Origin of the sequence: Agarivorans sp. DSG3-1 (assembly GCF_046774965.1) — a bacterium.
Classification (GTDB): Bacteria; Pseudomonadota; Gammaproteobacteria; order Enterobacterales; family Celerinatantimonadaceae; genus Agarivorans.
Genome location: NZ_CP177241.1, coordinates 2,143,283 through 2,165,744, shown reverse-complemented (window position 1 = coordinate 2,165,744; position 22,462 = coordinate 2,143,283). Strand labels below are relative to the sequence as shown.

Below are 22,462 nucleotides of genomic sequence, written 5' to 3'. Positions count from 1 at the left end.
TACACACGACACACCAAGCCCTGTATTAGCGGGGCTTAAAAGGAAAGAGGCTTCACATGAAAAAGCTAAGCACATTATTGGCACTAAGCACCGCATTGCTCATTAACACCGCACAAGCAGCCAACATAGAAGTGGTTGCGCAGCTAGAAGGCACTCGCCCAGGTAACATTACCGTTACTCCGCAAGGCCGCACCTTTTTATCTATGCAGCCCCTAGATACGCCAGAATTTAGAGTGGTTGAGCTAATGAAAGACGGCTCAACCCAGCCCTACCCCACTCAAGATTGGGCAAACGGCCCCGAAAAGGGCGAAGTTGGCTTTTCGTCGGTGATTGGCATCGACAGCACCAAAGATGGCGTAGTGTGGATTTTGGATATGGGCAGCGCCGACGCCCCCGCCCAAATTGTTGCTTGGGACAGCGTAAACAATACCCTGTTCAAACGTATCGAGATAAGCAAAGAGGTAATGGTAGGCAACTCTTTCCTACAAGACTTCGCCTTAGATACCCTGCGCCAGCAAATGTACATTGCTGATACCAGCTTAGGAAACCTATACGGTGAAGCGGCTCCAGCCTTTGTGGTAGTTGATTTGGTAACAGGCGAATCTCGCCGAGTACTGCAATCACATAAAGCCTTATTGTCTCCAGAACATGAAGTGCGAATAGATAACGCGCCAATGGCCACCAAACGTGAAAACGGTAATGTAGATGCGCTGTACCTAGGCTTAAACCCAATCACTATTGATGCCAACAACCAGTGGCTATATTTTGGCTCGGTAAACGGTAGTGCTATTTACCGCATTCCCGCTCAAGCCTTAGCGAATGAAAAGCTAAGTGCTGACAAGCTTGGCCAGAGTATCGAGTTCTTTAGTGAAAAGCGCCCAAGCGATGGCATGATTATCTCTGACAACGGTGATATTTATGTGGGCGACATTGAGAAAAATGCCATTGGCATTGCCAACCAAAATGGTTACAAGCTCTTTGCACAAGACGACGAACTATTGTCTTGGGCCGATGGTTTCTCAATTCAAAATGGCTACTTGTACGTGACTCAAAACTCACTGCATCTTCACCCAGCGTTTAACCGAGGGGAAGAAGGCTCAAGCAAGCCCTACCATGTGTTGCGCATCAAGTTAGATTAGAAGAATGAATAGACAAGATATGAAGTGGTCTTCATATCTTGTCAGCTTACTTTACAAATATTCTACTCACGAATACTTAGCTTTCTTTAGTTACATAAACATCAATAACTTATCGCTTTGGTTTATATATTGCAGATTCATCTAGTAAGCCCACTAAGCACTTAAGGAAGCTCACATGCTTGGCTTATCTATATTTATAGTAATCTTACTTATAGCTATAATTGTGATAGTTATCATTCGTACGCGCGATGATACCCCTAGCGTACAGGTAACACTGCAATGCCCACTCACAATGGTCGTTCGCTCTGCTGGTTGCATCATTCCAATAAGTTGGCAAGCAGAAGTTGAAAACGACTCACTTCGTTCAGTGGAAATCGAGCTTATTCGTTATGATTATGCCTCCCAAAATATTCTAAATCGCATGCTCTTATCTGACTTATCTGACGGCGAAATGGAAATACCTACCGACGACCCGCGCTTTTTTAGTGAATCAGGACGATACAAGATCTTAGTTACAGGAAGATCAAACCGGGGGGCAGAAGATATTGCTCAGCACCTGTTTGAATACCATTTCAACGATGCTTTTACTTACTTTGATTCAGTCGGGCGGGCCCAATCTGGTAACTATATTAGTGAGGATAGGAGCCTAGTTCGTCGAGGAATTTCATTTGTTGGAAGCGGCTCATTAAGTAGCTTCCCGGAACTTCCCGACAAGCGAGTTGCTCACATAACTACATGCCCAAAAGCTTCAGCCTTAGTAGCAGTCGAATACTACAATGGATACCACATAGCGAATGCTCTACCAATCAACGGAGTTAGGCTACTTAACGTAATTTTAAGGCGCCTCGGGAGCAGGGATTTACTAGCCGAACATCAGATTACTAGGGAACAAACAATAACTCTAGATAACCCGCTCCTTATCGACGAAGGGATAGAAATTTTAATAGAGATGCGAGATCCCGATAACCCTTCAGGCTCGGTTTATTATTCAAGTGCTGATCTTAAGTATCACTTTGTTCGCGTTCCTTAGATAACGGCTTGTAAGGCAAAGTAAGCTTCCTAAAACGCTTCTAACACTAGATCAGCATTAAGGTGGAAGCTTACTCGTCATTTGAAATGACTACGTTGTATAAATCTATTTCAGAGTGCTTCAACCTCAATATTCTTTGCATTACCTTTGCTTGAAGCTCTTGTTACATTTCATACGTTGACTCTATTTAACACCATTAACTATTTCTTACTGAACAAACTGTATTTGATAGGCATAACTAATCACTCTGTATGGGGTGGCACACAACCCTTCACTAAATCCTAGGTATCTCATTGTACGCCTTCAATTCTAGGATCAATCACCGATACCAATGATGAGATTAATATTTACTTTATTATCAATTAATGTAGTGTGCCTTTGATATATCAACAAAAACGTAAGATAGTTAAAGGTTAATCATGTCTGCGGAAAAAAGTGAACAAAACAAAGTAATCCATATTGTTGAAAAGTCGATGGCAATCGATCAGCTCATTATGATTATGTATAATTCTCCAAAACCAATTGTTTATGACCACTTTAGAATGGTCAATTCCCACCTAAAAAATGACATGGTGCAAGTCGGCCAAATCGTGCTGTTATCCCCTGCTAGTAGTAGTCAATGTACCCAAGAAGAAGTCGATTTCTTAGTGATAGCTCAAGCAGTTGATAAAACGTTACTAAAATTGGATAACTCAGAGCGAAAAATACTAGCTGATAGATATGAGTTACTAGCAAACGTTGCTAGCTACAACGGTTTATTGCTAGGAATAAGCAATACAACTTGGAATGCGCACACCACTCAAGTCAAAAATGTTCTAAAGGATATAGAACGAACGTATGTCAGTAGCTACAACTCTACCGGTAATTTAAATAACCAAAGCTTTTTTACTAAAAGAAACATCCATTTTCAGAGGCTGAATTCTGCTCTAAGTCGTTTTGGTCAACCTACTCTTGGTGGAAAATTGGTTTCTGGAGATATTCGCAGTAATTTGGGTTTAAGCAGTAAGAGTATTGTTCACCATTGGAATGCCCAACCAGGTAAAGCCAATGCCATCCCTAACTTTGCAAAAAATTATGACACGGTTGCCAAAATGGCGCGTAACTTAAAACGTGTTGGCTATGTTGGTATCGCCTTAACAGGAGTAGATGCTGTTTCTAATATCAGAAAAGCCTGTACTGTTAGCGATACTGCAACCTGTAGTAAAGCCAAATACAGTAATGTGATGAAAGCGACAGGCAGTATCGGAGGCGGCATGGCTGGAGGCTTTGTTGCCACATGGGCTACTTGCTCGCTGATTTTTGGCCTACCATCAAGTGGCACAAGCTTTTTCTGGTGCTCAGTTGTTGCTGGTGCCGCTGGAGGATACGCTGGCGGCAAGTATGCGGGTGCTCAAGGGGAGGAATTTGGTGAAGAACTGTATAGATGGAATGGGGTTAAATAGCTGATGAGTGATATCACATTGATATCCAAAATAACCATCCTTTTGTTTATCGCTGGTAGCGTTGGTATATTTTCTTGGGTTGGAGTAGTGCTTTATTTAAAAAGAAAGTGGTTACTGTTTTTAGAAGATGTACTCGATGACGGGGTAAGATTTTACTCTTTAAATTTTTTCTTTTCTGGGCAAGGAGTTCTACAATACGCCACTGTTTTCTTGAGCTCGTTTCACGCCAAACGCTATGGGATGTTAGAGAAGAGGAATAAAGTACCTCAAAATATTCAAAAAGCATTTATATATGCATTCTGCTGGTTCATGGTTAGCGTGGCTTTAATGGTAGCTAGTTACGTGATAAAAAATTTTAGTGATATATAAACGCAAACAGCATAAGGATGCCTAAAGAGCTTGGTATTCAGTATTTTATATACTGCCATAACTAAAAGGCTATACAGTAGACACAAGACGTAAACCAATGCACCCCGTAATTTACGAATACCTTCCATTTTTTTGTGGATTTTTGATCATCATAAACTGGGCTGTGGCTACCATCACCTTTAGGAAGATAACCGTTGACTACCTGAACAAAATGAACCGCTCAGGGGAAAGAAGTACTAGCAACCAGATTACCGGCTACGCGTTTGACATAGTTGCTGAAGATATTAAACGGCGCAGAGGCTCCAGCAATTATTTACCCATACATCACCTTCGCCCAAAAGATATAAAACTCGCTTGGTACTTCCAGATATCATCTTTGCTTATTTTCCTACTTGCTGTGCTTCTTTGTTATTTCGAAGAGTAGGCCACAACTTGGTAACAAAGCTTATTTTCAAACGACTCAATAATTGATTTTGCATTGTTAATACAGCAGTATAAATACTCTAATTGACAGAAAGCGGCTTAGAGTATGACAGTAAATTTCGCTAGCAAGATTCTCGGTACTCGGCCCTACCCACCTAAGCCAGATCTTAATGCCGACTTAAAGAAATTTGAAAGCGACCGAGGCCGAATCATTAACAGCGCTGCAGTTAGGCGCTTGCAGCAAAAGACCCAAGTATTCCCCTTAGAACGCAACGCTGCAGTGCGCAGTCGCCTTACCCACTCTTTAGAAGTTCAGCAAGTGGGTCGCTATATTTCTCAGCTTATTTGCGAAGCCTTAGTTGACGAACAAGATCGCTACCAACTTAAGGGACTAGAGCGGCAATTAGAAAGCATTGTTGAAATGTCCTGTTTAATGCACGACATAGGCAACCCGCCTTTTGGTCACTTTGGTGAAGAAGCCTTAATTGATTGGCTAAGTGAAAACCTCAATAGCCTTTACCAAAGCTCCCAAGCAACAGAGCTAGATGAAGACCAGAACAAAAAACCGAAACAAACTCTGCCAGAAGCGATTCACCGAGATCTAGTCAGCTTCGAGGGCAACGCACAAGGCATTCGGCTTATTCACTCATTGTTAAAGCTAAACCTCACCTACTCGCAAGCCTCTGGCATACTCAAATACACTCGCTGCGGAACAGAAGCCAAGCCAGATAAAAGCGCTCCGTTTAGTTACTTAAAAAAGAAAGTGGGTTACTACCTTAGCGAGCAAAGTTATGTTGAGGAACTGCGCAACAGCCTAGACATAGACCAATACTGTCGCTCGCCGTTCTCTTACATTATGGAAGCGGCCGATGATGTGTCTTATGGTATCGCCGACTTAGAAGACGCCATAGAAAAAGGCGTGCTGAGCATTAAAGAACTAAAGCATGCGCTATTAGCCACCTTTGCCAAACTAAGCAGTGAACATGGCTGCTGCAAACCAAAAGAAATGGAAACCATTCTCGACTTTGCTCACCAAAGCAAAAAACCACAGCTAAGTGATGAAGAAAGAGACTCTATGTTTTTTGTTTACCTACGCGTAGCAGTAAACCAACGCTTGCCCGAACATGCGAAAAACCAGTTTAGAGAAAACTTAGAAGCGGTTTACCAAGGTAGCTTGAACCGCGCGCTTATCGAAGATGGCAGCGTAAACCACCTAATTGTAGAAACCTTTAAAAGCGTCGCACTAGAACGTTGCTTTTGTCACCCAGAAGTAGAAGCCCGCGAGCTACAAGGCTACCAAATTATCTCTGGCTTAATGGCCTGCTATCAACCGCTACTAGCGCTAAGCCAAGGCCAGTTTGAATACTTAGTAGATAACACAAAACCCAAAGAAAAAAGCTCTGCTTACATAAAGCGCCTATTCAAAAAGCTGCCATCTAAGCATTTGGCGGCCTATCAAAAAGCCATGACGGAAGAGCCCATAAGCGATGAGTTTGGCAACGAACAATGTCGCGAGTTTTACTACCGCACAAGGCTGATTATTGACTACATCAGCGGCATGACCGACCAATACGCCTACGACGAATTTAGAGCGTTTAATGTGATAAGTGATTTTTAGTTAAGAGATAGAATAGTTAACGGAAACCGAAAACTATTCTATCTCTTAGCCCAAATATCTTTTGCTACCAATAAAAAGCAAAACCAACCCCAAGCGAACTTACCGATTTTGTATAATTAGAAAGAGTGGCCATTGGGCCGTGATGCCCTTTAACCATAAGTGGAATACTAACCCCCCAACCTTCCAGGGGATAAATGATACTCCAGTCGAAGGAATCGGTTTTTAACAACTCTTTGCCAAATACATAACTTGAGGTAAAAGTGAGCCCTGAAAATATAAATGGTGAAACTGAAATACTAGCCCTAACAATATCATAATCTTTTATTGAGGTTGATGAGTTAACCCATTCTCCCCAATTTACCTCCGTATCATCAGTAACATACGCTTTAATTGATAGGCGCCAATTTAAAGATATGCTCTCAATTGACTTATCATTTCCAACAGCCAATTTGAAATAGTTTGACCCACGACTGATTTCGTCAAAATAGCGGTAATCGCCAGAGAGATATGCCGTTTCAGTTTTCAAACCGGATGAGTCAAACTCGTCAATTTCTCGAGTTTGCCCATTAGAACGGTGCTCAAAAGAAATATCAAAATAATTTATATATTTATCTTTACTAACAATGTTAAAAAAATGAATGGCAGGATTACTTAGTCTATTTATTACTGGGCTAGAAGGCCTTGTACTCAAGTAGAAATCGAACTGACCAGTATAAGAAACAAAGACTAATGGCTTAACTAGGGCATCATCTCCACAGTCACTCCAACTTCCTTCAGTACTTTTGAGTTCTGTATTGCCTTCTTTGGAGCTAGAATGCCTAACTCTGCAGTCGTATATTGTGTACAAAAATGAGTAATCTGCTTGTAGAGCATCATCGTCCCCTTCCCTGAAATTCCAGACTGCAGAGTTAACACCGTAGGGTCTAAAACGCTGAACTTTTTTAGCATCGAACCAACTATTTTTAGGTTCAAATATGTCCTCTCCTTTTAGCACTCCAGCTGCATTAAGCGTAAAAGGCCACAAGCATATAAAAAATATATAATACTGTTTAATCTCCATCGCTGAGGCCCTTCTTATAGTCTTAGAATTTATTTTCTAATGAAACACTAAAGACATCTTCGAGATAATCTGTATTATTTAGAGGGAGCAACCATCTTGTTGATATTGATAGTTTTTCATAAAAAACCCATTTTACTTCAAGGTCTGCAGCTCCAATATACTTATCAAATGAGACAGGGTTGCCACTGGCATCAAGTACTGGTGTAAAAAAATTAGTTGGGTCGTCAACGTTTGCGTAAGAATAGACAACCTTAGCACCTAAGCTTAAGAAACCCTTTTCTTTACCACCAACTACATTATTAATGGGAAAAACCATGGCTCCGCCTAATCTAGCGGTATAACCTGCTTGGGTATCGGATTCACCAGAATCATTTTTTAACTCTCTATAGTTAAAGGTTAAATCCCCCCCTAATGAACACCTTCCTACACTATCCTTATCTTCATCGTAAAATGCACACAAACCACCACTAGACTCGTTTTTAAAATAGTTGAATACGACTGGGAATTTTAAGGCAACACCATTCTCTGGGTCCATCAATTTAATAGAGTTAGCTTTATCATCATCTCCATCTGAAACTACATTCCCGTAATACAATTGAAATGGTATATGAATATTCCCTCCCATATGAAGGTTATAATTAATTGCATCAAATTTTATTGTTTGGGTATCCCCAGCACTCGAAGCCATCAAGCTTCCAAATAAAGAATCTGTACCTACCTGGTCATCATTTTCTTCTGTCGTGAACCTGAAAAACTGAAACTCACCACTATTTAGGGCATCATCGGCTAAACTTTTTTCTGGTGAATTTATATAGTCACTCAAATTAGAAATATCTTTATTTAAAGGAATTATGTCTTCATTTAATTGAGCAATATCTTCATTTAATTGAGTAATATCTTCATTTAATTGAGGAATGGCGGTTGGGTCGATATTAGTTCCTAGCAGCTCAGTTTGTTTTCCTAGCAGCTCAGTTTGTTTTCCTAGCAGCTCAATTCGCTTTTTTTGCAGCTCAGCTTGCTTTCCTTCCAGCTCAATTCGCTTTCCTTGCCGCTTAGTTTCGTTTTCTGGCGGATGATCGCTTTTTGCTATTTTATCTTTCCAATAGCTTTGCTCTTTTCGATAGATTTCATGAACCTTAGAAGCCTCAACATAAGAAGCAGTGAACGGATCTGCAGCTTCAACCTGTGGGGTGGTTATAATACAGAAAAGCGAGGAAACTACTAAATATCTCATATTAACATCCTTGTTTTATGGGTGGTTGTTTAAGGTTTATGGACAACAACAATCAAGATTTGTGTCGCTCGGTATAGGTGAAGCTGCAGGTGGAATGAGCAACGGATCAGTTAACACACCTAGGCGATGGTTAAGCACACATTCTCTAAATCTCATCCAAGGGAAATTGGAACCAGGATCCTTTCTTCTTGTTGGATCAAGCTTTGCGTGAGAAACAATATGTTTCAAATTGGGGTATTTTGACCAAGCATGTAACACTATGTTTGCGGTATGTTGAATTTGCCACTCTGAGTATGGATCACTAAAACCCTCTACATCTTGAGTGTTCACAACTTCGATTGCTAAACTTCGATTGTTTATATTACGGTTGCCCGTTAAAAATTCGGGTAGTTCTATAGTATCTCTAACATGATACGCCGCTTTTGCTTCGGCAACCGTAGCCCAGACAAAATGTCCATGCTGAGGCTCATTTTCATCAGGAACGATCCAATGAGCGCTAGCTTTCCTTACTTTCCAAGTATCCACTGCATGCTGAGTTGCATAACCGGCAGTAGCATGAATAACAAGCGTATCTACGCCATCTAAAACATCTGACCTTCTTGAACGAGCACGATGCTTTGACAACCAGCCATATGACTGATGACACCGCTCATTTAAGGGAGAAAATTTGGGCTGAGCTCCTCCAGGAAGCTCGAAATAATAATTCCGTGGGTCATCCATGATATGTGTCTCATATAAACAGTCTTAGCAACCAACCTTCCATGGAACTCATTAAAAAGCCCTACTGATTGCATCCGATATTTAATTTAACACTAGTAAAAACAACAAATATGTAAAGAATTTATAAACAAAATTAACAAATAAGCAGAATAACCTCATACAACATAATAACATTTTAATTGTCAGGCAATTAATCCAAGCATATCAAATAGCATGAAACATAAAACTAGCAGTAAAGTTTTGGCCCCATTTTCATTTATATTCCTTACCCTTGTGTGTGATTGATATTATTATTTCGGAAATCGAATCCACGCTAGATTAGTGGTAATCGTTTAATGCTTTATAACAAGAAAAGCGAAGCATCGCTGCTTCGCTTTCTATCATAACACACTGAAAAGGTTTTAATTTTTACTCTTGGTAGGCTTCCATTGGAAGGCAAGCACAGAATAAATTTCTATCCCCATAAACATCATCAATGCGATTTACTGTAGGCCAGAATTTGTTTTGCTTAACTGCGTCACATGGGAACACGGCTAGCTCGCGGCTGTAGTTGTGGGTCCATTGAGCGTCGGTTAAATCATCTAAAGTGTGCGGGGCAAACACTAGCGGGTTGTCTTGTAGGGTCCACTCACCGGTTTCAACTTTGGCTATCTCAGCGCGTATCGATAACATCGCATCAATAAAGCGGTCGATTTCGGCTAGCGATTCCGACTCGGTAGGCTCTACCATTAAGGTGCCTGCTACTGGAAAGCTCATGGTTGGCGCGTGGAAGCCGTAATCGTTTAAGCGCTTGGCTACGTCCATTTCGGTAATGCCGGTGGCCTCTTTAAGTGGGCGCATATCAATAATACATTCGTGCGCAACTCGGCCGTTTTGTCCGCTATATAAAATAGGGAAGCCTTGGCTTAAACGGCTAGCTAAGTAGTTGGCGTTAAGAATGGCTATTTCTGATGATTGGCGCAGCCCTTGGTTACCCAACATGGCTACGTACATCCAACTAATAGGCAAGATAGACGCGCTGCCATAAGGCGCAGCCGATACTGCGGCATTGGCGTGGCTAGCTTTACCATTGCTTACTACGCTGTGGCCTGCCACAAACGGTGCCAAGTGGGCTTTAACGCCAATTGGCCCCATACCTGGGCCACCGCCACCGTGTGGAATAGCAAAGGTTTTGTGTAGGTTTAAGTGGCTTACGTCTGAGCCAATAAAGCCCGGTGAAGTAATGCCTACTTGGGCGTTCATGTTGGCACCGTCCATGTACACTTGGCCGCCGTTGTCATGAACAATGTCGCAAATCTCTTTAATGGTTTCTTCGTATACGCCGTGGGTACTTGGGTAGGTAATCATTACACAGGATAACTGCTCGGCGAGCTCTTCGGCTTTGCTGCGCATGTCGTCCATATCTACGTTGCCCTCTTTGTCACAGGCCACTACCACTACTTTTAAATTAGCCATTTGTGCAGAAGCAGGGTTAGTACCGTGCGCCGAGCTAGGAATTAAACAAATGTTACGGTGATGGTCGCCGCGGCTAGCGTGGTATTTTTGAATCGCCAATAAGCCTGCGTATTCGCCTTGCGCGCCCGAGTTAGGCTGCATACAAATTGAATCGTAACCAGTGATGTTTACCAACCAATCTTCTAGCTGGCTAATCATGGCGTGGTAACCCTGCGCTTGGTCACTTGGGCAGAACGGGTGCATGCTTGAGAATTCTGGCCAAGTTACCGGAATCATCTCGGCGGTGGCGTTTAGCTTCATGGTGCATGAGCCTAGCGAGATCATTGAATGATTAAGCGCTAAGTCTTTACCTTCTAGCTTGCGAATATAACGCAGTACATCGGTTTCGCTGCGGTAACGGTTAAATACTTCGTGCTCTAGAATCGGAGTATCACGTAGTAGCGTTGCTGGAATGCAGGTTTCGCCTTTCACTATGTCATCTAAACGTGCAGCGTCTAAACCGTGGCCTTCGCCAAGCAGCACGGTGAATAAATCATTTACGTCAGCAGCCGTAGTGGTTTCATCCAAGCTCAGTGCCACTGCGCCTTCTAAATCCATACGCAGGTTAATGCCTAGTGCTTCGCTGCGCGCTTTAATCGCGTCCTTATCGCTTACTTTGATGCTTAGAGTATCGAAGTATTGGGCGTGTTCTGGACTTAGGCCTTTGGCCTCTAGGCCGTGAGCAAGAATAGCGGTTAAACGGTGAATGCGTTGGGCAATGGTACGCAAGCCGTCTGGGCCATGAAACACTGCATAAAACGAGGCCATGTTGGCTAGCAATACTTGGGCAGTACAAATGTTTGAGTTAGCTTTTTCGCGGCGAATATGTTGCTCACGGGTTTGCAGTGCCATACGCAGTGCAGGCTTGCCACGGCGATCTTTAGATACACCAATAATTCGACCCGGTAGCGAGCGTTTGTAAGCGTCACGGGTTGCAAAAAATGCGGCATGAGGGCCGCCGTACCCCATAGGTACACCAAAGCGTTGAGCACAGCCTAGTACAACATCGGCACCCATCGCGCCCGGCGATTTAAGCATCACCAAGGCCATAATATCAGCCGCTACAGCCACAATGCCTTTGTTGCTATGTACTTGTTCGATGAGCTCGCTTAAATCGCGCACTCGGCCAGTAGTGCCGGGGTATTGCAGCAGCGCGCCAAACACATTGTGCTCAACCACGCTTTCGGCTGGGCCTACTTCAATATCAAAACCAAAAAAGTCAGCGCGCTCTTTTACTACGTCAATAGTTTGTGGGTGAACGTCGTCGGCAATAAAGTAGAGGTTACATTTTTTGTTTTTAGAGACACGTTTAGCCAAGGCCATCGCTTCGGCCGCTGCGGTGGCTTCATCTAATAAGGATGCGCTGGCTAGCTCTAAGCCGGTTAGGTCCAAGGTTAACTGTTGGAAGTTAAGCAGTGCTTCTAAGCGGCCTTGAGCAATCTCAGGCTGGTAAGGTGTGTAGGCGGTGTACCAACCTGGGTTTTCAAATACATTACGTAAAATAACGTGCGGTACATGGGTATTGTGGTAGCCCATACCAATGTAGCTACGGTAAACCTTGTTTTGCTTAGCTAGCTTACGTAATGCAGCAAGCGCTTGTTGCTCTGTGAGGCTATCACCAATACTTAGGTCTTGGTTTAAACGAATTTGCTGAGGCACCGTTTGCTCAATAAGTTGCTCTACAGAGCTTAAGCCAAGCTGTTTAAGCATGGTGTTAACTTCGGCTTGATCGGGGCCAATATGGCGGCGAATAAAGTCTTGGTTTTGCTCTAGTTCGGTTAACGGCAAAGACGGGTTCATTAAACTATTCCTGTATTACTGAAACAAAATGCGTTGCGTTTAGTCGGGTTTATTATTGTGTTACGGATAAAAAAAGCGCCCCGACTAGCGGAGCGCATTTTTGATCAAAGCTTATTCATCTTCTTCGATAGTGGCGGCGTAATCTTCGGCCGAGAGTAAGTTCTCTAGCTCGCTTTCGTCGCTCACTTTAACTTTAAACATCCAACCATCGCCGTAAGCATCGCTGTTTACTTGCTCGGGTGAATCTTCTAGCTCTTCGTTAATCTCTACTACTTCACCGCTTAGTGGCGCGTAGATGTCTGAGGCAGCTTTAACCGACTCCGCTACTGCGCAGTCATCGCCTGCGTCTATATCGTCGCCTACGTCTGGTAAGTCAATAAACACCATGTCGCCTAGTAGCTCTTGCGCGTGCTCACTAATGCCAACGGTGTATACGCCATCACCTTCTGAACGTACCCACTCGTGAGTACTGGCATAACGCAGTTCGGCAGGGATATTAGCCATAATTCCTTTCCTCTATAAGTTCTTACTTAAGGTTTTAATTTAAAGTTAAATCTACAAACAAAATTCGATTATTGGGGCTTACACTTTGGCGCCATTACGCACAAATACAGGTTTTACTACTTTCACTTTAACCTGTTTTTTGCGCATTTCCACTAAGGCTTCTTCTACGTCGCAATTGGCGATACGAGCCAGCGCAATACTTTGACCCAAAGTAGGCGAGAAAGTGCCACTGGTGACAACACCAGGTAAGGCTTCACCATATTCATTAACCACGGTAACTGCTTGGCCTGCACGCATTACGCCTTTGGTTTCCATAACTAAACCTACCAGCTTGTCGGTGCCTTCGGCTTTTTGTGCTTCTAAGGCTTGGCGGCCAATAAAGTCACGCTCTTGCGGCTCCCATGCAATGGTCCAGCCCATGTTGGCCGCTAGCGGTGATACGCTCTCGTCCATGTCTTGACCATATAAATTCATACCTGCTTCTAAACGCAGGGTATCGCGCGCGCCTAAACCACAAGGTTGTACACCTTGCGCTTCTAGCGCTTTCCAAAGGGCTACCGCTTTATCTTGAGGAACGACAATTTCGTAGCCTTGCTCGCCGGTATAACCGGTGGTAGCAATAAATAAGTCGCCAGCTTGAACGCCAAAGAAAGGCTTCATGCCTTCAATCGCTGCGTTTTGCTCGGCATTAATAACCTTGGCGGTTAACGCTTTAGCTTGTGGGCCTTGCACAGCAATCATTGCCAACTCCGGGCGCTCGGTAATGCTTACTGTGTAGTCGGCAGCCACTTGATTAATCCAAGCTAGGTCTTTTTCGCGAGTGGCTGAGTTAACCACCAAGCGGTAATCGGTTTCGCTAAAGTAATAGGTAATAAGGTCGTCAATCACGCCGCCTTCATGGTTTAACATGCCGCCGTAAAGCGCTTTACCTTTAACGGTAAGCTTGGCTACGTCGTTAGCTAATAGTTTTCGAAGGAAGGCTTGGGCTTGCTCGCCCTGCACATCAACAATGGTCATGTGGGATACATCAAACATGCCGGCGGCTTGGCGAACAGCGTGGTGCTCTTCGATTTGTGAGCCGTAGTTAATCGGCATTTCCCAGCCGTGAAAATCCACTAACTTTGCGCCTGCGTCGAGGTGCGCTTGATGAAGTACCGTTTGCTGTGTCATGTGCTGATCCCTTTATTATGAGGACGCGAAGGATAAACTCCCCCTGCCAATGCTGAACAATTATAGCGAGATGTGCGCAACAAGAAAGCACCAATCACAAGCTGAGCTAATCTATAAGCTGCACAATTTACTTACATTTGCTCAACAGCACAATGACAAGAATCGCTTAGTAAAACCAAAAATCAGCAAAAAACACCAATAAACGTACAACACAACGCGCATTTTCGCTAGCTTAGACCAAGAAACTCGACTTTAGCCACTAATCACAAGGTAAGTAAAAAACAAGCATTCATTAGTTAAACTAATCCACATTAAAAAAATCAATAAAAATAAATCACTCGTTTGAGTGAATCACTTATACAGCAATAACAAGCCTAGCAAGGTTTAAACACCAGCATTTTATGTAACATGCTCCTGCAGACGTTTGTGTTACAACTGCACGAAAAGACTCCCTCATGATTGCCCGTCAACGCTGCAATCCACAGCACTTATCTATAAGCACAACGCTGGCCAGCCCCAAAAAGGCATATTGACCACACTATACAAAACCTCTCTCAATAAACGCTGCTGCACCAAACATATTGCCACTACCAAAAACACATTAGCGAAAACGGACGGATTTAACACGTTGTTTAACTGTAGGTATTCAGGTGGCACAGCTGCTTATAAGGCCCTTTATAAACATCACCTTTTTATGATTTAGATCAATAATAAAAATCGAATTTATTAACTAGATTTAAAACAAGGAAATTATTAAAGGGAATTAAAGTGATTTCGTTGAATAAGCTAAAAAGCAAAACAGGATTAATATTCACATCCCCCAAGCTAGACATCTCCTTAAAATATAATTTGGCAAAGAATGAAGGACCATTTTTTGCCAGATTCACGCTCTCATTTTTTAAAGAAGTAACAAAACGGCATCCTAGAATGCCTATATTTGGCCGAATGACCAGAGGAGTCGCAGTGTGTAAATTAGATGCTGATTACGACTCATACTTTAACTCTCTTGAAAGCTCAGCGCGTAGAAACGTAAGAAAAGCACTGCGCAAGGGCTACTCATTCGAATCCATTAACTACAATGATCACCTTGATGACATCTATGAGATTCGCTGCTCAACCAGTATTCGTCAAGGCGTGATGGACGCCAATTATGTTAATGAAAAACCCAAGCCTAACGCAGATCCCAAGCCAAGCAATGGCTCACATAACTATCCCTATTTCGGCGTTTTTGATAGCAACAGAAAGTTAGTCGCTTATGCAGGCTGCATTGTTGCGGGAGAGTTATTAGAGCTGTCGCATTATTTTGGACACAGAGATTACCAAAATGATGGCATTGTACCTTTACTGATTACCGAGATTGCAAAAAGAAGCATCGAAGGCTATTCAGGGGTTAAATATTTTGTATACGGTTCGTATGTAAATTCATCAGAAACATTGGCTCGGTTTAAAAAGAAATTAATGTTCAAGCCTTATCATGTTCACTGGATACTAAATGAATGAAGCAATTTGTATATTCACTCGATACCAATAACGTCACACCTGATGAAATAAATACCTCATTCAAGAGCAACATGGTGATGATTGATAGTTTTGGGTCATTTATTAAAAATGCCAACATGTTGAGTAGTCATTTTGGCGCAGGCAAGGAACTGTTTAAACTTCTGTTAAAGATCTCTTTAAAAAGAAGTTCGATGTATTGCTCTGGTACACCTAAAACGCTGCATAGCCATGGAGTGATTACTTATGGTCGATGCAAACACTACCCGGTGGACGTTACCGATGCGGTTATTGGGCCGGTATTTACTCACCCAAATATGCGCGGGCAAGGGCTTGCCACTCAGGCATTGGTTTTTGCAACGCACCACATCAACGCTAACAGCCAATCAAGAAGGATTATTATAGACACCAGTGAAGACAATTATGGGATGCAAACAGCGATTAAAAGAGCCGGGTTTACTGGCCCTATAAAGGAGTTTCAACGTCACGATAGTTAAGCTGCTACTTAGCAACTAAAAAACGACTTATTGGTAGTTTTTTAGTTTCTGTATTATTGAGCGCTAACCTTTGCAATATGCGGTAAATCCCCCTCTAAACCCAAAGCTCTGCGCATCGCTTGTTGCTTGAGCGGTTCGGCCTTATCTACCAAACTCATGCCCACCCCACGCAGTAACTTAAGTGCGGGGTTGGTATTGCCAAACAAACGCTTAAAAAACTCCATTGAGGCGATCATTTGGCTGGCCTCGCTTTTACGCCAGCGCTCAAAGTGACGCAGGTTGTTATAATCACCAATGCTTTTGCCCGCTTGCTGTAAGGCTATTAACTCTTGAGCTAAAGCTGCAGCGTCCATCAAACCAAGGTTTACGCCTTGGCCCGCTAATGGGTGAATGGTATGTGCCGCGTCGCCAATTAAGGCATAACCCTTTCCAGCAAAGTCACGTGCATAACGCATTCGAAGTGGGAAACCAGCAATGTCACCTACTCGCTCACACAAGCCTAAGCGGTTATCAAAGGCCATGGTAAGTTGCTTATTGAACTCCACATCTGGCAATGCTTCTAGCTCGGCAGCTCTGTCGGGGGATACCGACCAAACAATAGAACACATATGGCTATCGCTGAGCGGCAAAAAGGCTAAAGGCCCTTCGGGAGTAAAAATTTGTCTGGCACAATCTTGATGCGGCTCGCTGGTTTTAATGCTGGCGACAATGGCAGTGTGCTGGTAATCCCAGTAGGTGAGTGGCACATCTAATTGCTGACGCAGCCAAGAGTTAGCGCCATCGGCGGCCACCAGCAGTTTACAACTTACACCTCGGCCATTTGCAAAACTTAACCATGATTCGCTATCACCGCGATGTAACTTATCTACCGCTTGCTCAACAATGGTAACATTGCTTTGCTGGCTGACTTGCTGCCACAAAGCATGACGAATAATGTCGTTTTCTACAATGTGACCAATGTTTGGCACCATCATTTTTTCTGCCTGAAAACGAATGTTAGCGAAGCTGTCGTGCTCCCATACTTGCATGTCGCTGTAGGGTGCAACACGCTGCTGCAGGATACTGCTCCAAACGCCTAAAGACTCTAAAAACTGTTGCGAAGACAGGCTAATTGCACTTACCCGTAAACTGTATTGGTTTAACTCAGGTTGTTGTGAGGGTTTAGGCTCTACAATGGCAATACGCAAGGGGCTGTCGGCCAATGCACTCGCTAACGCCAAGCCAACCATTCCACCACCAATAATTGCTATATCTACTGCTTGCATATGCCTGCCTTTACGCCAATTAACGAGAGAATAAACCTAAGCTTTGTTTGGCTAACAAAGACTTAAAGCTTGGGAATAGTTGCATGGCCATTAAGCCCACATTACGTGGAACAACCGAGCTTTTATCGCTACTGGCGAATAAGCTGGCGAGGCTTGAGGTCATTGAAATGGTACGTTCTATATCAGCTTGGCGCTGCTGCTGATAAGTATCGAGCATAGCGTGTTCGCCTAAATCTTGCCCTTGATGCCACTGTTCTAAAATCAACGGTGCTAAAGCGGCTACGTCGCGCAAACCTAGGTTAAAACCTTGCCCTGCGATGGGGTGTAAGCTGTGGGCGGCGTTGCCTAAAATTAACATCCGATGGGAAAAGAAACGCTGGTAGTAACGCAGCACCAGTGGGTAAGTAACACGAGCGCCGACGCCAACAAAACGCCCTGCGCGGTAACCAAAAGCCTGCTGTAGCTCGGCTAAAAAGGCATCTTGGTCAAGGTTTTGTAGCTGCTTGGCTTGCTCAGCATCAACCGACCATACCACCGACCAACGCTGGTTAGTCATGGGCAACAACGCTAGTGGGCCATTATCGGTAAAACGCTCAAAGGCACGACCAGCCAGCGCTTGCTCTGCTTGCACATTGGCTATCAGTGCAAACTTAGCAAAATCATGTTGCTGCTGAATACCTATCTTCTTACCCACTAAGGAATCGGCACCGTCGGCACCAACTAGCAAGCTTGCAGCGATGCTCTGCTGATTATCTAGCTCAACAATCACCTGCTGTTGTTGTTGCTCAATGCGTTGTACTTTATGCGGGCAAAATAGCGTTATTTGTTCGCGTTCGGCCAACAGTTGATGAAACTCTCGCCCGGCGTGCTCAAGCTCTATCACTTGGCCTAAGGCTCGTAATTGGTATTCATCAGCGTTGAGGGTTGTCCAGCCGCAATGGCCACGATCAGAGACATGAATATGTTCAATAGCGCAGCTATGGGGAGCCAGCGAATGCCATAGGTTTTGCTGCTTAAGCCAACGCTCTGAGCCCGCTGACAAGGCAATGGCTCGTCCATCAAAACCAGGGTGTTGGCCAAAGTTGAGCTCGGCGGCCTCTATCACTGCTATTCGCAGAGGCTTAACGCCGCTCTCTTGATTGCTGAGTGCTAAAGCTAAGCTGGCACCAGCCATGCCAGCGCCAACAATCGCAATGTCGAAATGCTCAAGCTTGGATTGCGGCATTACACTAACTCGCCATTAATGCTTCGATCTCGGCGATCGTTTTTGGCACATCAGCAGTTAATACTTCACTGCCATTGGCGGTAATAACCACATCATCTTCGATGCGAATACCCACGCCTTTATAAGCTGCTGGAACATCGGCATCTGCCGGAATATATAAACCAGGCTCAATGGTGATGACCATACCCTCTGCTAATGGGCGAGTGCGTTTTACATCGTAGTAGTTACCTACATCATGCACATCTAAGCCAATCCAATGACCAAGTCCGTGCATGTAGTATTCTTTGTAAGCTTCTTCTTCAATTAAAGTGGCAACATCACCCTGCATAATGTCTAGCTCAACCAAACCACTTACCATAATGTTCAGTACAACTTGGTTGGCCTCAAAAATAGAAACGCCGGGTTTAAGCATTTCAATCGCCGCCACTTGGGCTGCCAACACTACGTTATACAACTTGGCTTGTTCGGGGCTAAACTTGCCGTTTACTGGAAAGGTGCGAGTAATGTCACCAGCGTACATTTGGTATTCTGCGCCAGCGTCAATTAAGACTAAATCGCCATTTTGCATCACGCTTTGGTTTTCGGTGTAATGCAAAATACAGGCATTGTCTCCTGCGCCAACAATGGTGCCATAAGCGGGCGAACGCGCTCCCGCCATTAAAAACTCATGATGAATTTCTGCTTCAAGTTGGTATTCGAACATACCCCCTTTGCTGCTACGCATGGCACGTACATGGCCAGCCGCAGATATCTCTCCGGCTTTGCGCATTAAGGCCACTTCATCGGCAGATTTAATTAGGCGCATCTCGTCAACAATCGGTCGCCAATCTTCAATTTGGCTAGGCGCTTTAAAGCCTTGGCGTAAACCATTACGCAGGTATTCAATGGCAGCAAAAATTTGTTGGTCGTAAGCGGGGTAACGCCCTTGCGCTAAATACACTTTATCTAAACCATCTAGTTCTAGATGCAGTAGCTCGGCAAGATCTTCAACCGCTAAAGCTTTATCTATGCCTAAGCTCTCAACGGCCTGTTCTTGACCCACACGTCGGCCTTGCCAAATTTCAGCTAGCTTATCTTTGCTGCGATTAAACAATACAGTGCGGGTTTCGCCGGCTTGTTTAATCAGCAATAACAGTGCCTTGGGTTCGTTAAAACCTGAGAAGTAATAAAAGTCGCTATCTTGGCGAAACGGGAACTCGGTATCACGACTACGGGTTTGTTCTTCTGCTGCGCAGAAAATCGCAACACTGTTGTCTGACATAGCAGTAAATAACTGCTGACGACGCGATAAAAACACAGCAACTCCTTAGCGTGTGATATTAGTGCAATGTAGGTTGTTGTTCGTCACTATCACTAGCAGTGAGGTGAGCAAAAATGGTAATTGCACCAATCCGCACATACTCCACTACTTGGAATAGTGCTTGTTCATTCTCTTCTTCATCGTCATCTAAATCTGACGATAATTGGCTAATTTCGGTAAAATCTTTAACCAGCTCCTGCACGTCTTCGGCAAGCTTTTTCAAATCGCTTTGCACTACACCAAAGCCTACTAAAAAGCTTTGTACCCATTGCGCTAGGGCTTCGGTGCGTTCTTCTACAACCACTTCGTCATCAGGCAACATCAATTGAAAGCCCAATAAGCTATCGCTCATGCCGCTATGGGTGGCTTCCATCAATACTTTAAGCTGATTTTTAATCTCTATGGGTAAGCCTTGGCCGTCGTTGATTAACAGGTTTAGTTGTCCCATCCAATCGCCATCACTTGGCAAACCAGCGGCCAACAAGCCACTTAATAAACCGTGTACTTCTGCTGGGCTTACTAGGATTTTAGAACCGATCAACAGTTCACCCAGATCTTCGTAATCTGGATATGCAATTTTAGTCACGTTGAATACCTACCTACTTTAATTGGGCTAATCCTAACACTGCTTAAGTTTAGCAGCCATGTTAAACACGCAATTAGCTGGAGCATTAGGGCTATTTTTGCTGGGCGTCTTTCAATTGTTTGCGGCGCAATCGCACCCGCTCAATATATTGGTCGCGGAACAGTTTAATCAGAGTGCTTTCTTGCTGGCGAATAAAGCGCGCTGAGATATGGGTGTTCTTAGTAAACTGCAAACAAAGTTGAGGGTAAGGGTCTCGTTTGTTTTCAATTTTGCGACAAATCCGCGCTTCAAACTGATGTTCGTAACCTTCGGTGCTGTACAGCAAACTTAAATCTTCAAACTCTTCTTGAACGTCTTTAGGTAAGTAATCAACAATTTTGCTGAGATCTTGATGGAAGATAAGCCGACCAATCAAAATCTTACTAGAAATAGGCAAAGGTTCGGCAGAAGAGCGCCATTGAATACGGCATCCGCCTTCAGAGACATCTAATACAGGAAAAACGTGATCGCCTAAATACATCATCGGCATGAACTGTGCAGCAAAGGCATCTTTCACTTCCGATTTATGGCGGCCTTGAGGGGCAACATTGGCAATTTTAGTGTTGACCATTTTTATGAGGAGCTGAATCAAGCGCACTGGGTAAACAATGCGATAAAATCTGCGACGTTCATCGGCAAAACTGCCTGCTTGCGTCATTAAATATTCTTTCCTGTTACGTAAAAACTTCGCTACAACCTGAGTTAGCTTAACAAACCTAGTGATTATTGGCCGCTATGGTGGACAATAAACTTATGATATTCAAGCATGACAAGCAGGTTTTATGAGCCAGATAGCGCAGATTTGCTTAGCTTTACAACAAACTGCTCGTTAATGCCGCAGCTTGCACAATACCGCCCCAACAATGGTTGCAAGTTAAGGCGCTGCGCTATATATTCAGTTCGTAATAGAGTTTAGCTAAGGCGAACCATGGCGCAGGGCGTAGACATAATACTGTTAGGCAAAAACTACCGAGTAGCTTGCCCGAAAGGTGAAGAAGATAAACTTCGCCAAGCCGCAGATGAATTATCTCAACGCTTAGAAACGCTGAAACAAAAAAGCAGTGTAAACAGCACCGAGCATTTAGCCATTATGGTGGGTTTGCATCTCTCTTATGAGCTGCATGGTGAACAAGCTAAAAACCAGAATTATGCTGATAATATGAATCAGCGCATAGTAGAGCTTCAACACACTATTGAGCGTGCCTTGCTAGAGCAAAGCCAACCTATAGGCAATGTTGAATAGAGCCCTCGCACAGGCCTCGATGTTTTACTACAGTGTATAAAGAGTTTAGTTTCCTGGGGTGTTCGCCAGTTGGTGATGTCCCTGAGCCGATAATTGTATCTTTAGGGTAATTTTTCTTTGCTATTGAGCATGCTCAGCCCGACTGAGAAGCCTACGGTAGAGACTTGTTTCCCGCCTTGAACCTCATGGTTCAAGGGCTAAAATCAACAGCGGCACTCTGGGTACTTCTTTACTTTTTAACAAAAGCGTTTCCCCCTCTCCATACGAACCTCATCGCTCAACCGTTAAAATCAACACATGCTGTCTGTTACTTCTTTATTTTTAAACAACAGCCTTTTCCCCTCTCCATACGAACCTCATCGCTCAACCGTTAAAATCAACACATACAGTCTGTTACTTCTTTACTTTTTAACAAAAGCGTTTCCCCCTCTCCATACGAACCTCATCGCTCAACCGTTATAATCTACACATGCTGTCTGTTACTTCTTTACGTTTAAACGAAAGCATTTTCCCCTCTCCATATGAACCCCATCGCTCAACCGTTATAATCAACACATGCTGTCTGTTACTTCTTTACGTTTAAACGAAAGCATTTTCCCCTCTCCATACGAACCTCATCGCTCAACCGTTATAATCAACACATGCTGTCTGTTACTTCTTTATTTTTAAACAACAGCCTTTTCCCCTCTCCATACGAACCTCATCGCTCAACAGCCAAAATCAACACTAGCAACTTAGGCCTGTCTTTACTCGATTCAAAGCCTCCCCTGCTCTTCATAAATAAACACTCATACACGACTAATTACT

19 protein-coding genes and 1 other RNA gene are annotated in these 22,462 nt (G+C 43.7%); 9 read left to right on the top strand and 11 right to left on the bottom strand.

Translation table 11 applies throughout. The features are described 5' to 3' along the window. Nucleotides 1–56 precede the first annotated feature (56 nt). The 5 genes from ACLD71_RS10125 (at nucleotide 57) to dgt (ending at nucleotide 6,021) form a co-directional block, all read left to right on the top strand. Nucleotides 57–1,139: an L-dopachrome tautomerase-related protein gene (locus ACLD71_RS10125; RefSeq protein ID WP_411994541.1), complete on the top strand. Its 1,083-nt coding sequence runs from the start codon at nucleotides 57–59 to the stop codon at nucleotides 1,137–1,139. Nucleotides 1,140–1,314: 175 nt separating this feature from the next. Then, nucleotides 1,315–2,169 (top strand): hypothetical protein, encoded by an 855-nt coding sequence (locus ACLD71_RS10120; protein WP_411994539.1) that lies wholly within the window; start codon nucleotides 1,315–1,317, stop codon nucleotides 2,167–2,169. Between the two features lie 419 nt (nucleotides 2,170–2,588). Further along, entirely contained in the window at nucleotides 2,589–3,611 is a 1,023-nt protein-coding gene (locus ACLD71_RS10115) for a hypothetical protein (protein ID WP_411994537.1), read from the top strand. Nucleotides 3,612–3,614: 3 nt separating this feature from the next. After that, a complete protein-coding gene (locus ACLD71_RS10110; RefSeq protein ID WP_411994535.1) occupies nucleotides 3,615–3,980 on the top strand; it encodes a hypothetical protein in 366 nt (121 codons plus the stop codon). 529 nt (nucleotides 3,981–4,509) lie between these two features. Further along, nucleotides 4,510–6,021 (top strand): dGTPase, encoded by a 1,512-nt coding sequence (gene dgt / locus ACLD71_RS10105; RefSeq protein WP_411994533.1) that lies wholly within the window; start codon nucleotides 4,510–4,512, stop codon nucleotides 6,019–6,021. Nucleotides 6,022–6,085: 64 nt separating this feature from the next. On the opposite strand, the gene ACLD71_RS10100 is transcribed toward dgt, so the two are convergent. The 6 genes from ACLD71_RS10100 to gcvT form a co-directional block, all read right to left on the bottom strand. Continuing rightward, nucleotides 6,086–7,081, bottom strand: a complete 996-nt coding sequence (locus ACLD71_RS10100; protein WP_411994532.1) for a hypothetical protein — start codon at nucleotides 7,079–7,081, stop codon at nucleotides 6,086–6,088. Between the two features lie 22 nt (nucleotides 7,082–7,103). Beyond that, entirely contained in the window at nucleotides 7,104–8,315 is a 1,212-nt protein-coding gene (locus ACLD71_RS10095; RefSeq protein WP_411994530.1) for a hypothetical protein, read from the bottom strand. Between the two features lie 36 nt (nucleotides 8,316–8,351). After that, nucleotides 8,352–9,035 (bottom strand): N-acetylmuramoyl-L-alanine amidase, encoded by a 684-nt coding sequence (locus ACLD71_RS10090; RefSeq protein ID WP_411994528.1) that lies wholly within the window; start codon nucleotides 9,033–9,035, stop codon nucleotides 8,352–8,354. Nucleotides 9,036–9,443: 408 nt separating this feature from the next. Beyond that, nucleotides 9,444–12,329, bottom strand: a complete 2,886-nt coding sequence (gene gcvP / locus ACLD71_RS10085) for an aminomethyl-transferring glycine dehydrogenase (protein WP_411994526.1) — start codon at nucleotides 12,327–12,329, stop codon at nucleotides 9,444–9,446. A gap of 111 nt (nucleotides 12,330–12,440) precedes the next feature. Continuing rightward, nucleotides 12,441–12,833 carry a glycine cleavage system protein GcvH gene (gene gcvH / locus ACLD71_RS10080; RefSeq protein WP_016403167.1) on the bottom strand — a complete coding sequence of 131 codons (393 nt, stop codon included), beginning with the start codon at nucleotides 12,831–12,833 and terminating at the stop codon, nucleotides 12,441–12,443. 78 nt (nucleotides 12,834–12,911) lie between these two features. Continuing rightward, nucleotides 12,912–14,003, bottom strand: a complete 1,092-nt coding sequence (gene gcvT, locus ACLD71_RS10075; RefSeq protein WP_411994524.1) for a glycine cleavage system aminomethyltransferase GcvT — start codon at nucleotides 14,001–14,003, stop codon at nucleotides 12,912–12,914. A 777-nt stretch (nucleotides 14,004–14,780) separates the two neighbouring features. Here gcvT and ACLD71_RS10070 point away from each other — a divergent pair. Both ACLD71_RS10070 and ACLD71_RS10065 read left to right on the top strand, forming a co-directional pair. Further along, on the top strand, nucleotides 14,781–15,503 hold the full coding sequence (locus tag ACLD71_RS10070; RefSeq protein ID WP_411994522.1) for a hypothetical protein: 723 nt from the start codon (nucleotides 14,781–14,783) through the stop codon (nucleotides 15,501–15,503). Continuing rightward, nucleotides 15,500–15,997: a GNAT family N-acetyltransferase gene (locus ACLD71_RS10065; protein ID WP_137672273.1), complete on the top strand. Its 498-nt coding sequence runs from the start codon at nucleotides 15,500–15,502 to the stop codon at nucleotides 15,995–15,997. The genes ACLD71_RS10070 and ACLD71_RS10065 overlap by 4 nt, the downstream gene beginning before the upstream one ends. A 53-nt stretch (nucleotides 15,998–16,050) precedes the next feature. Here ACLD71_RS10065 and ACLD71_RS10060 read toward each other — a convergent pair whose 3' ends face one another. From ACLD71_RS10060 to ACLD71_RS10040, 5 genes are all read right to left on the bottom strand, one after another. Next, nucleotides 16,051–17,262 (bottom strand): FAD-dependent monooxygenase, encoded by a 1,212-nt coding sequence (locus ACLD71_RS10060; RefSeq protein ID WP_411994520.1) that lies wholly within the window; start codon nucleotides 17,260–17,262, stop codon nucleotides 16,051–16,053. A 19-nt stretch (nucleotides 17,263–17,281) separates the two neighbouring features. Continuing rightward, on the bottom strand, nucleotides 17,282–18,487 hold the full coding sequence (gene ubiH / locus ACLD71_RS10055; RefSeq protein ID WP_411994518.1) for a 2-octaprenyl-6-methoxyphenyl hydroxylase: 1,206 nt from the start codon (nucleotides 18,485–18,487) through the stop codon (nucleotides 17,282–17,284). Between the two features lie 4 nt (nucleotides 18,488–18,491). After that, a complete protein-coding gene (gene pepP, locus ACLD71_RS10050) occupies nucleotides 18,492–19,784 on the bottom strand; it encodes a Xaa-Pro aminopeptidase (RefSeq protein ID WP_411994516.1) in 1,293 nt (430 codons plus the stop codon). 22 nt (nucleotides 19,785–19,806) lie between these two features. Further along, nucleotides 19,807–20,373: a UPF0149 family protein gene (locus ACLD71_RS10045; protein WP_137672277.1), complete on the bottom strand. Its 567-nt coding sequence runs from the start codon at nucleotides 20,371–20,373 to the stop codon at nucleotides 19,807–19,809. A 91-nt stretch (nucleotides 20,374–20,464) separates the two neighbouring features. Continuing rightward, the gene (locus ACLD71_RS10040; RefSeq protein WP_137672278.1) at nucleotides 20,465–21,070 is read right to left on the bottom strand and encodes a hypothetical protein; all 606 of its coding nucleotides are present in this window, start codon (nucleotides 21,068–21,070) and stop codon (nucleotides 20,465–20,467) included. A 270-nt stretch (nucleotides 21,071–21,340) separates the two neighbouring features. Between ACLD71_RS10040 and zapA the strand changes: the two genes are divergently transcribed. Continuing rightward, nucleotides 21,341–21,655, top strand: coding sequence for a cell division protein ZapA (gene zapA / locus ACLD71_RS10035; RefSeq protein ID WP_411994514.1), 315 nt, complete (start codon nucleotides 21,341–21,343; stop codon nucleotides 21,653–21,655). A 47-nt stretch (nucleotides 21,656–21,702) separates the two neighbouring features. Continuing rightward, nucleotides 21,703–21,883, top strand: a non-coding RNA gene (gene ssrS, locus ACLD71_RS10030) — 6S RNA. Nucleotides 21,884–22,462 lie beyond the last annotated feature (579 nt).

Excerpts from the sequence above, each read along its gene's own strand:
- ACLD71_RS10125 (WP_411994541.1), top strand. The coding sequence starts at position 57 with ATGAAAAAGCTAAGCACATTATTGGCACTAAGCACCGCATTGCTCATT.
- ACLD71_RS10120 (WP_411994539.1), top strand. The coding sequence starts at position 1,315 with ATGCTTGGCTTATCTATATTTATAGTAATCTTACTTATAGCTATAATT.
- ACLD71_RS10115 (WP_411994537.1), top strand. The coding sequence starts at position 2,589 with ATGTCTGCGGAAAAAAGTGAACAAAACAAAGTAATCCATATTGTTGAA.
- ACLD71_RS10110 (WP_411994535.1), top strand. The coding sequence starts at position 3,615 with ATGAGTGATATCACATTGATATCCAAAATAACCATCCTTTTGTTTATC.
- dgt (WP_411994533.1), top strand. The coding sequence starts at position 4,510 with ATGACAGTAAATTTCGCTAGCAAGATTCTCGGTACTCGGCCCTACCCA.
- ACLD71_RS10100 (WP_411994532.1), bottom strand. The coding sequence starts at position 7,081 with ATGGAGATTAAACAGTATTATATATTTTTTATATGCTTGTGGCCTTTT.
- ACLD71_RS10095 (WP_411994530.1), bottom strand. The coding sequence starts at position 8,315 with ATGAGATATTTAGTAGTTTCCTCGCTTTTCTGTATTATAACCACCCCA.
- ACLD71_RS10090 (WP_411994528.1), bottom strand. The coding sequence starts at position 9,035 with ATGGATGACCCACGGAATTATTATTTCGAGCTTCCTGGAGGAGCTCAG.
- gcvP (WP_411994526.1), bottom strand. The coding sequence starts at position 12,329 with ATGAACCCGTCTTTGCCGTTAACCGAACTAGAGCAAAACCAAGACTTT.
- gcvH (WP_016403167.1), bottom strand. The coding sequence starts at position 12,833 with ATGGCTAATATCCCTGCCGAACTGCGTTATGCCAGTACTCACGAGTGG.
- gcvT (WP_411994524.1), bottom strand. The coding sequence starts at position 14,003 with ATGACACAGCAAACGGTACTTCATCAAGCGCACCTCGACGCAGGCGCA.
- ACLD71_RS10065 (WP_137672273.1), top strand. The coding sequence starts at position 15,500 with ATGAAGCAATTTGTATATTCACTCGATACCAATAACGTCACACCTGAT.
- ACLD71_RS10060 (WP_411994520.1), bottom strand. The coding sequence starts at position 17,262 with ATGCAAGCAGTAGATATAGCAATTATTGGTGGTGGAATGGTTGGCTTG.
- ubiH (WP_411994518.1), bottom strand. The coding sequence starts at position 18,487 with ATGCCGCAATCCAAGCTTGAGCATTTCGACATTGCGATTGTTGGCGCT.
- ACLD71_RS10040 (WP_137672278.1), bottom strand. The coding sequence starts at position 21,070 with ATGACGCAAGCAGGCAGTTTTGCCGATGAACGTCGCAGATTTTATCGC.
- zapA (WP_411994514.1), top strand. The coding sequence starts at position 21,341 with ATGGCGCAGGGCGTAGACATAATACTGTTAGGCAAAAACTACCGAGTA.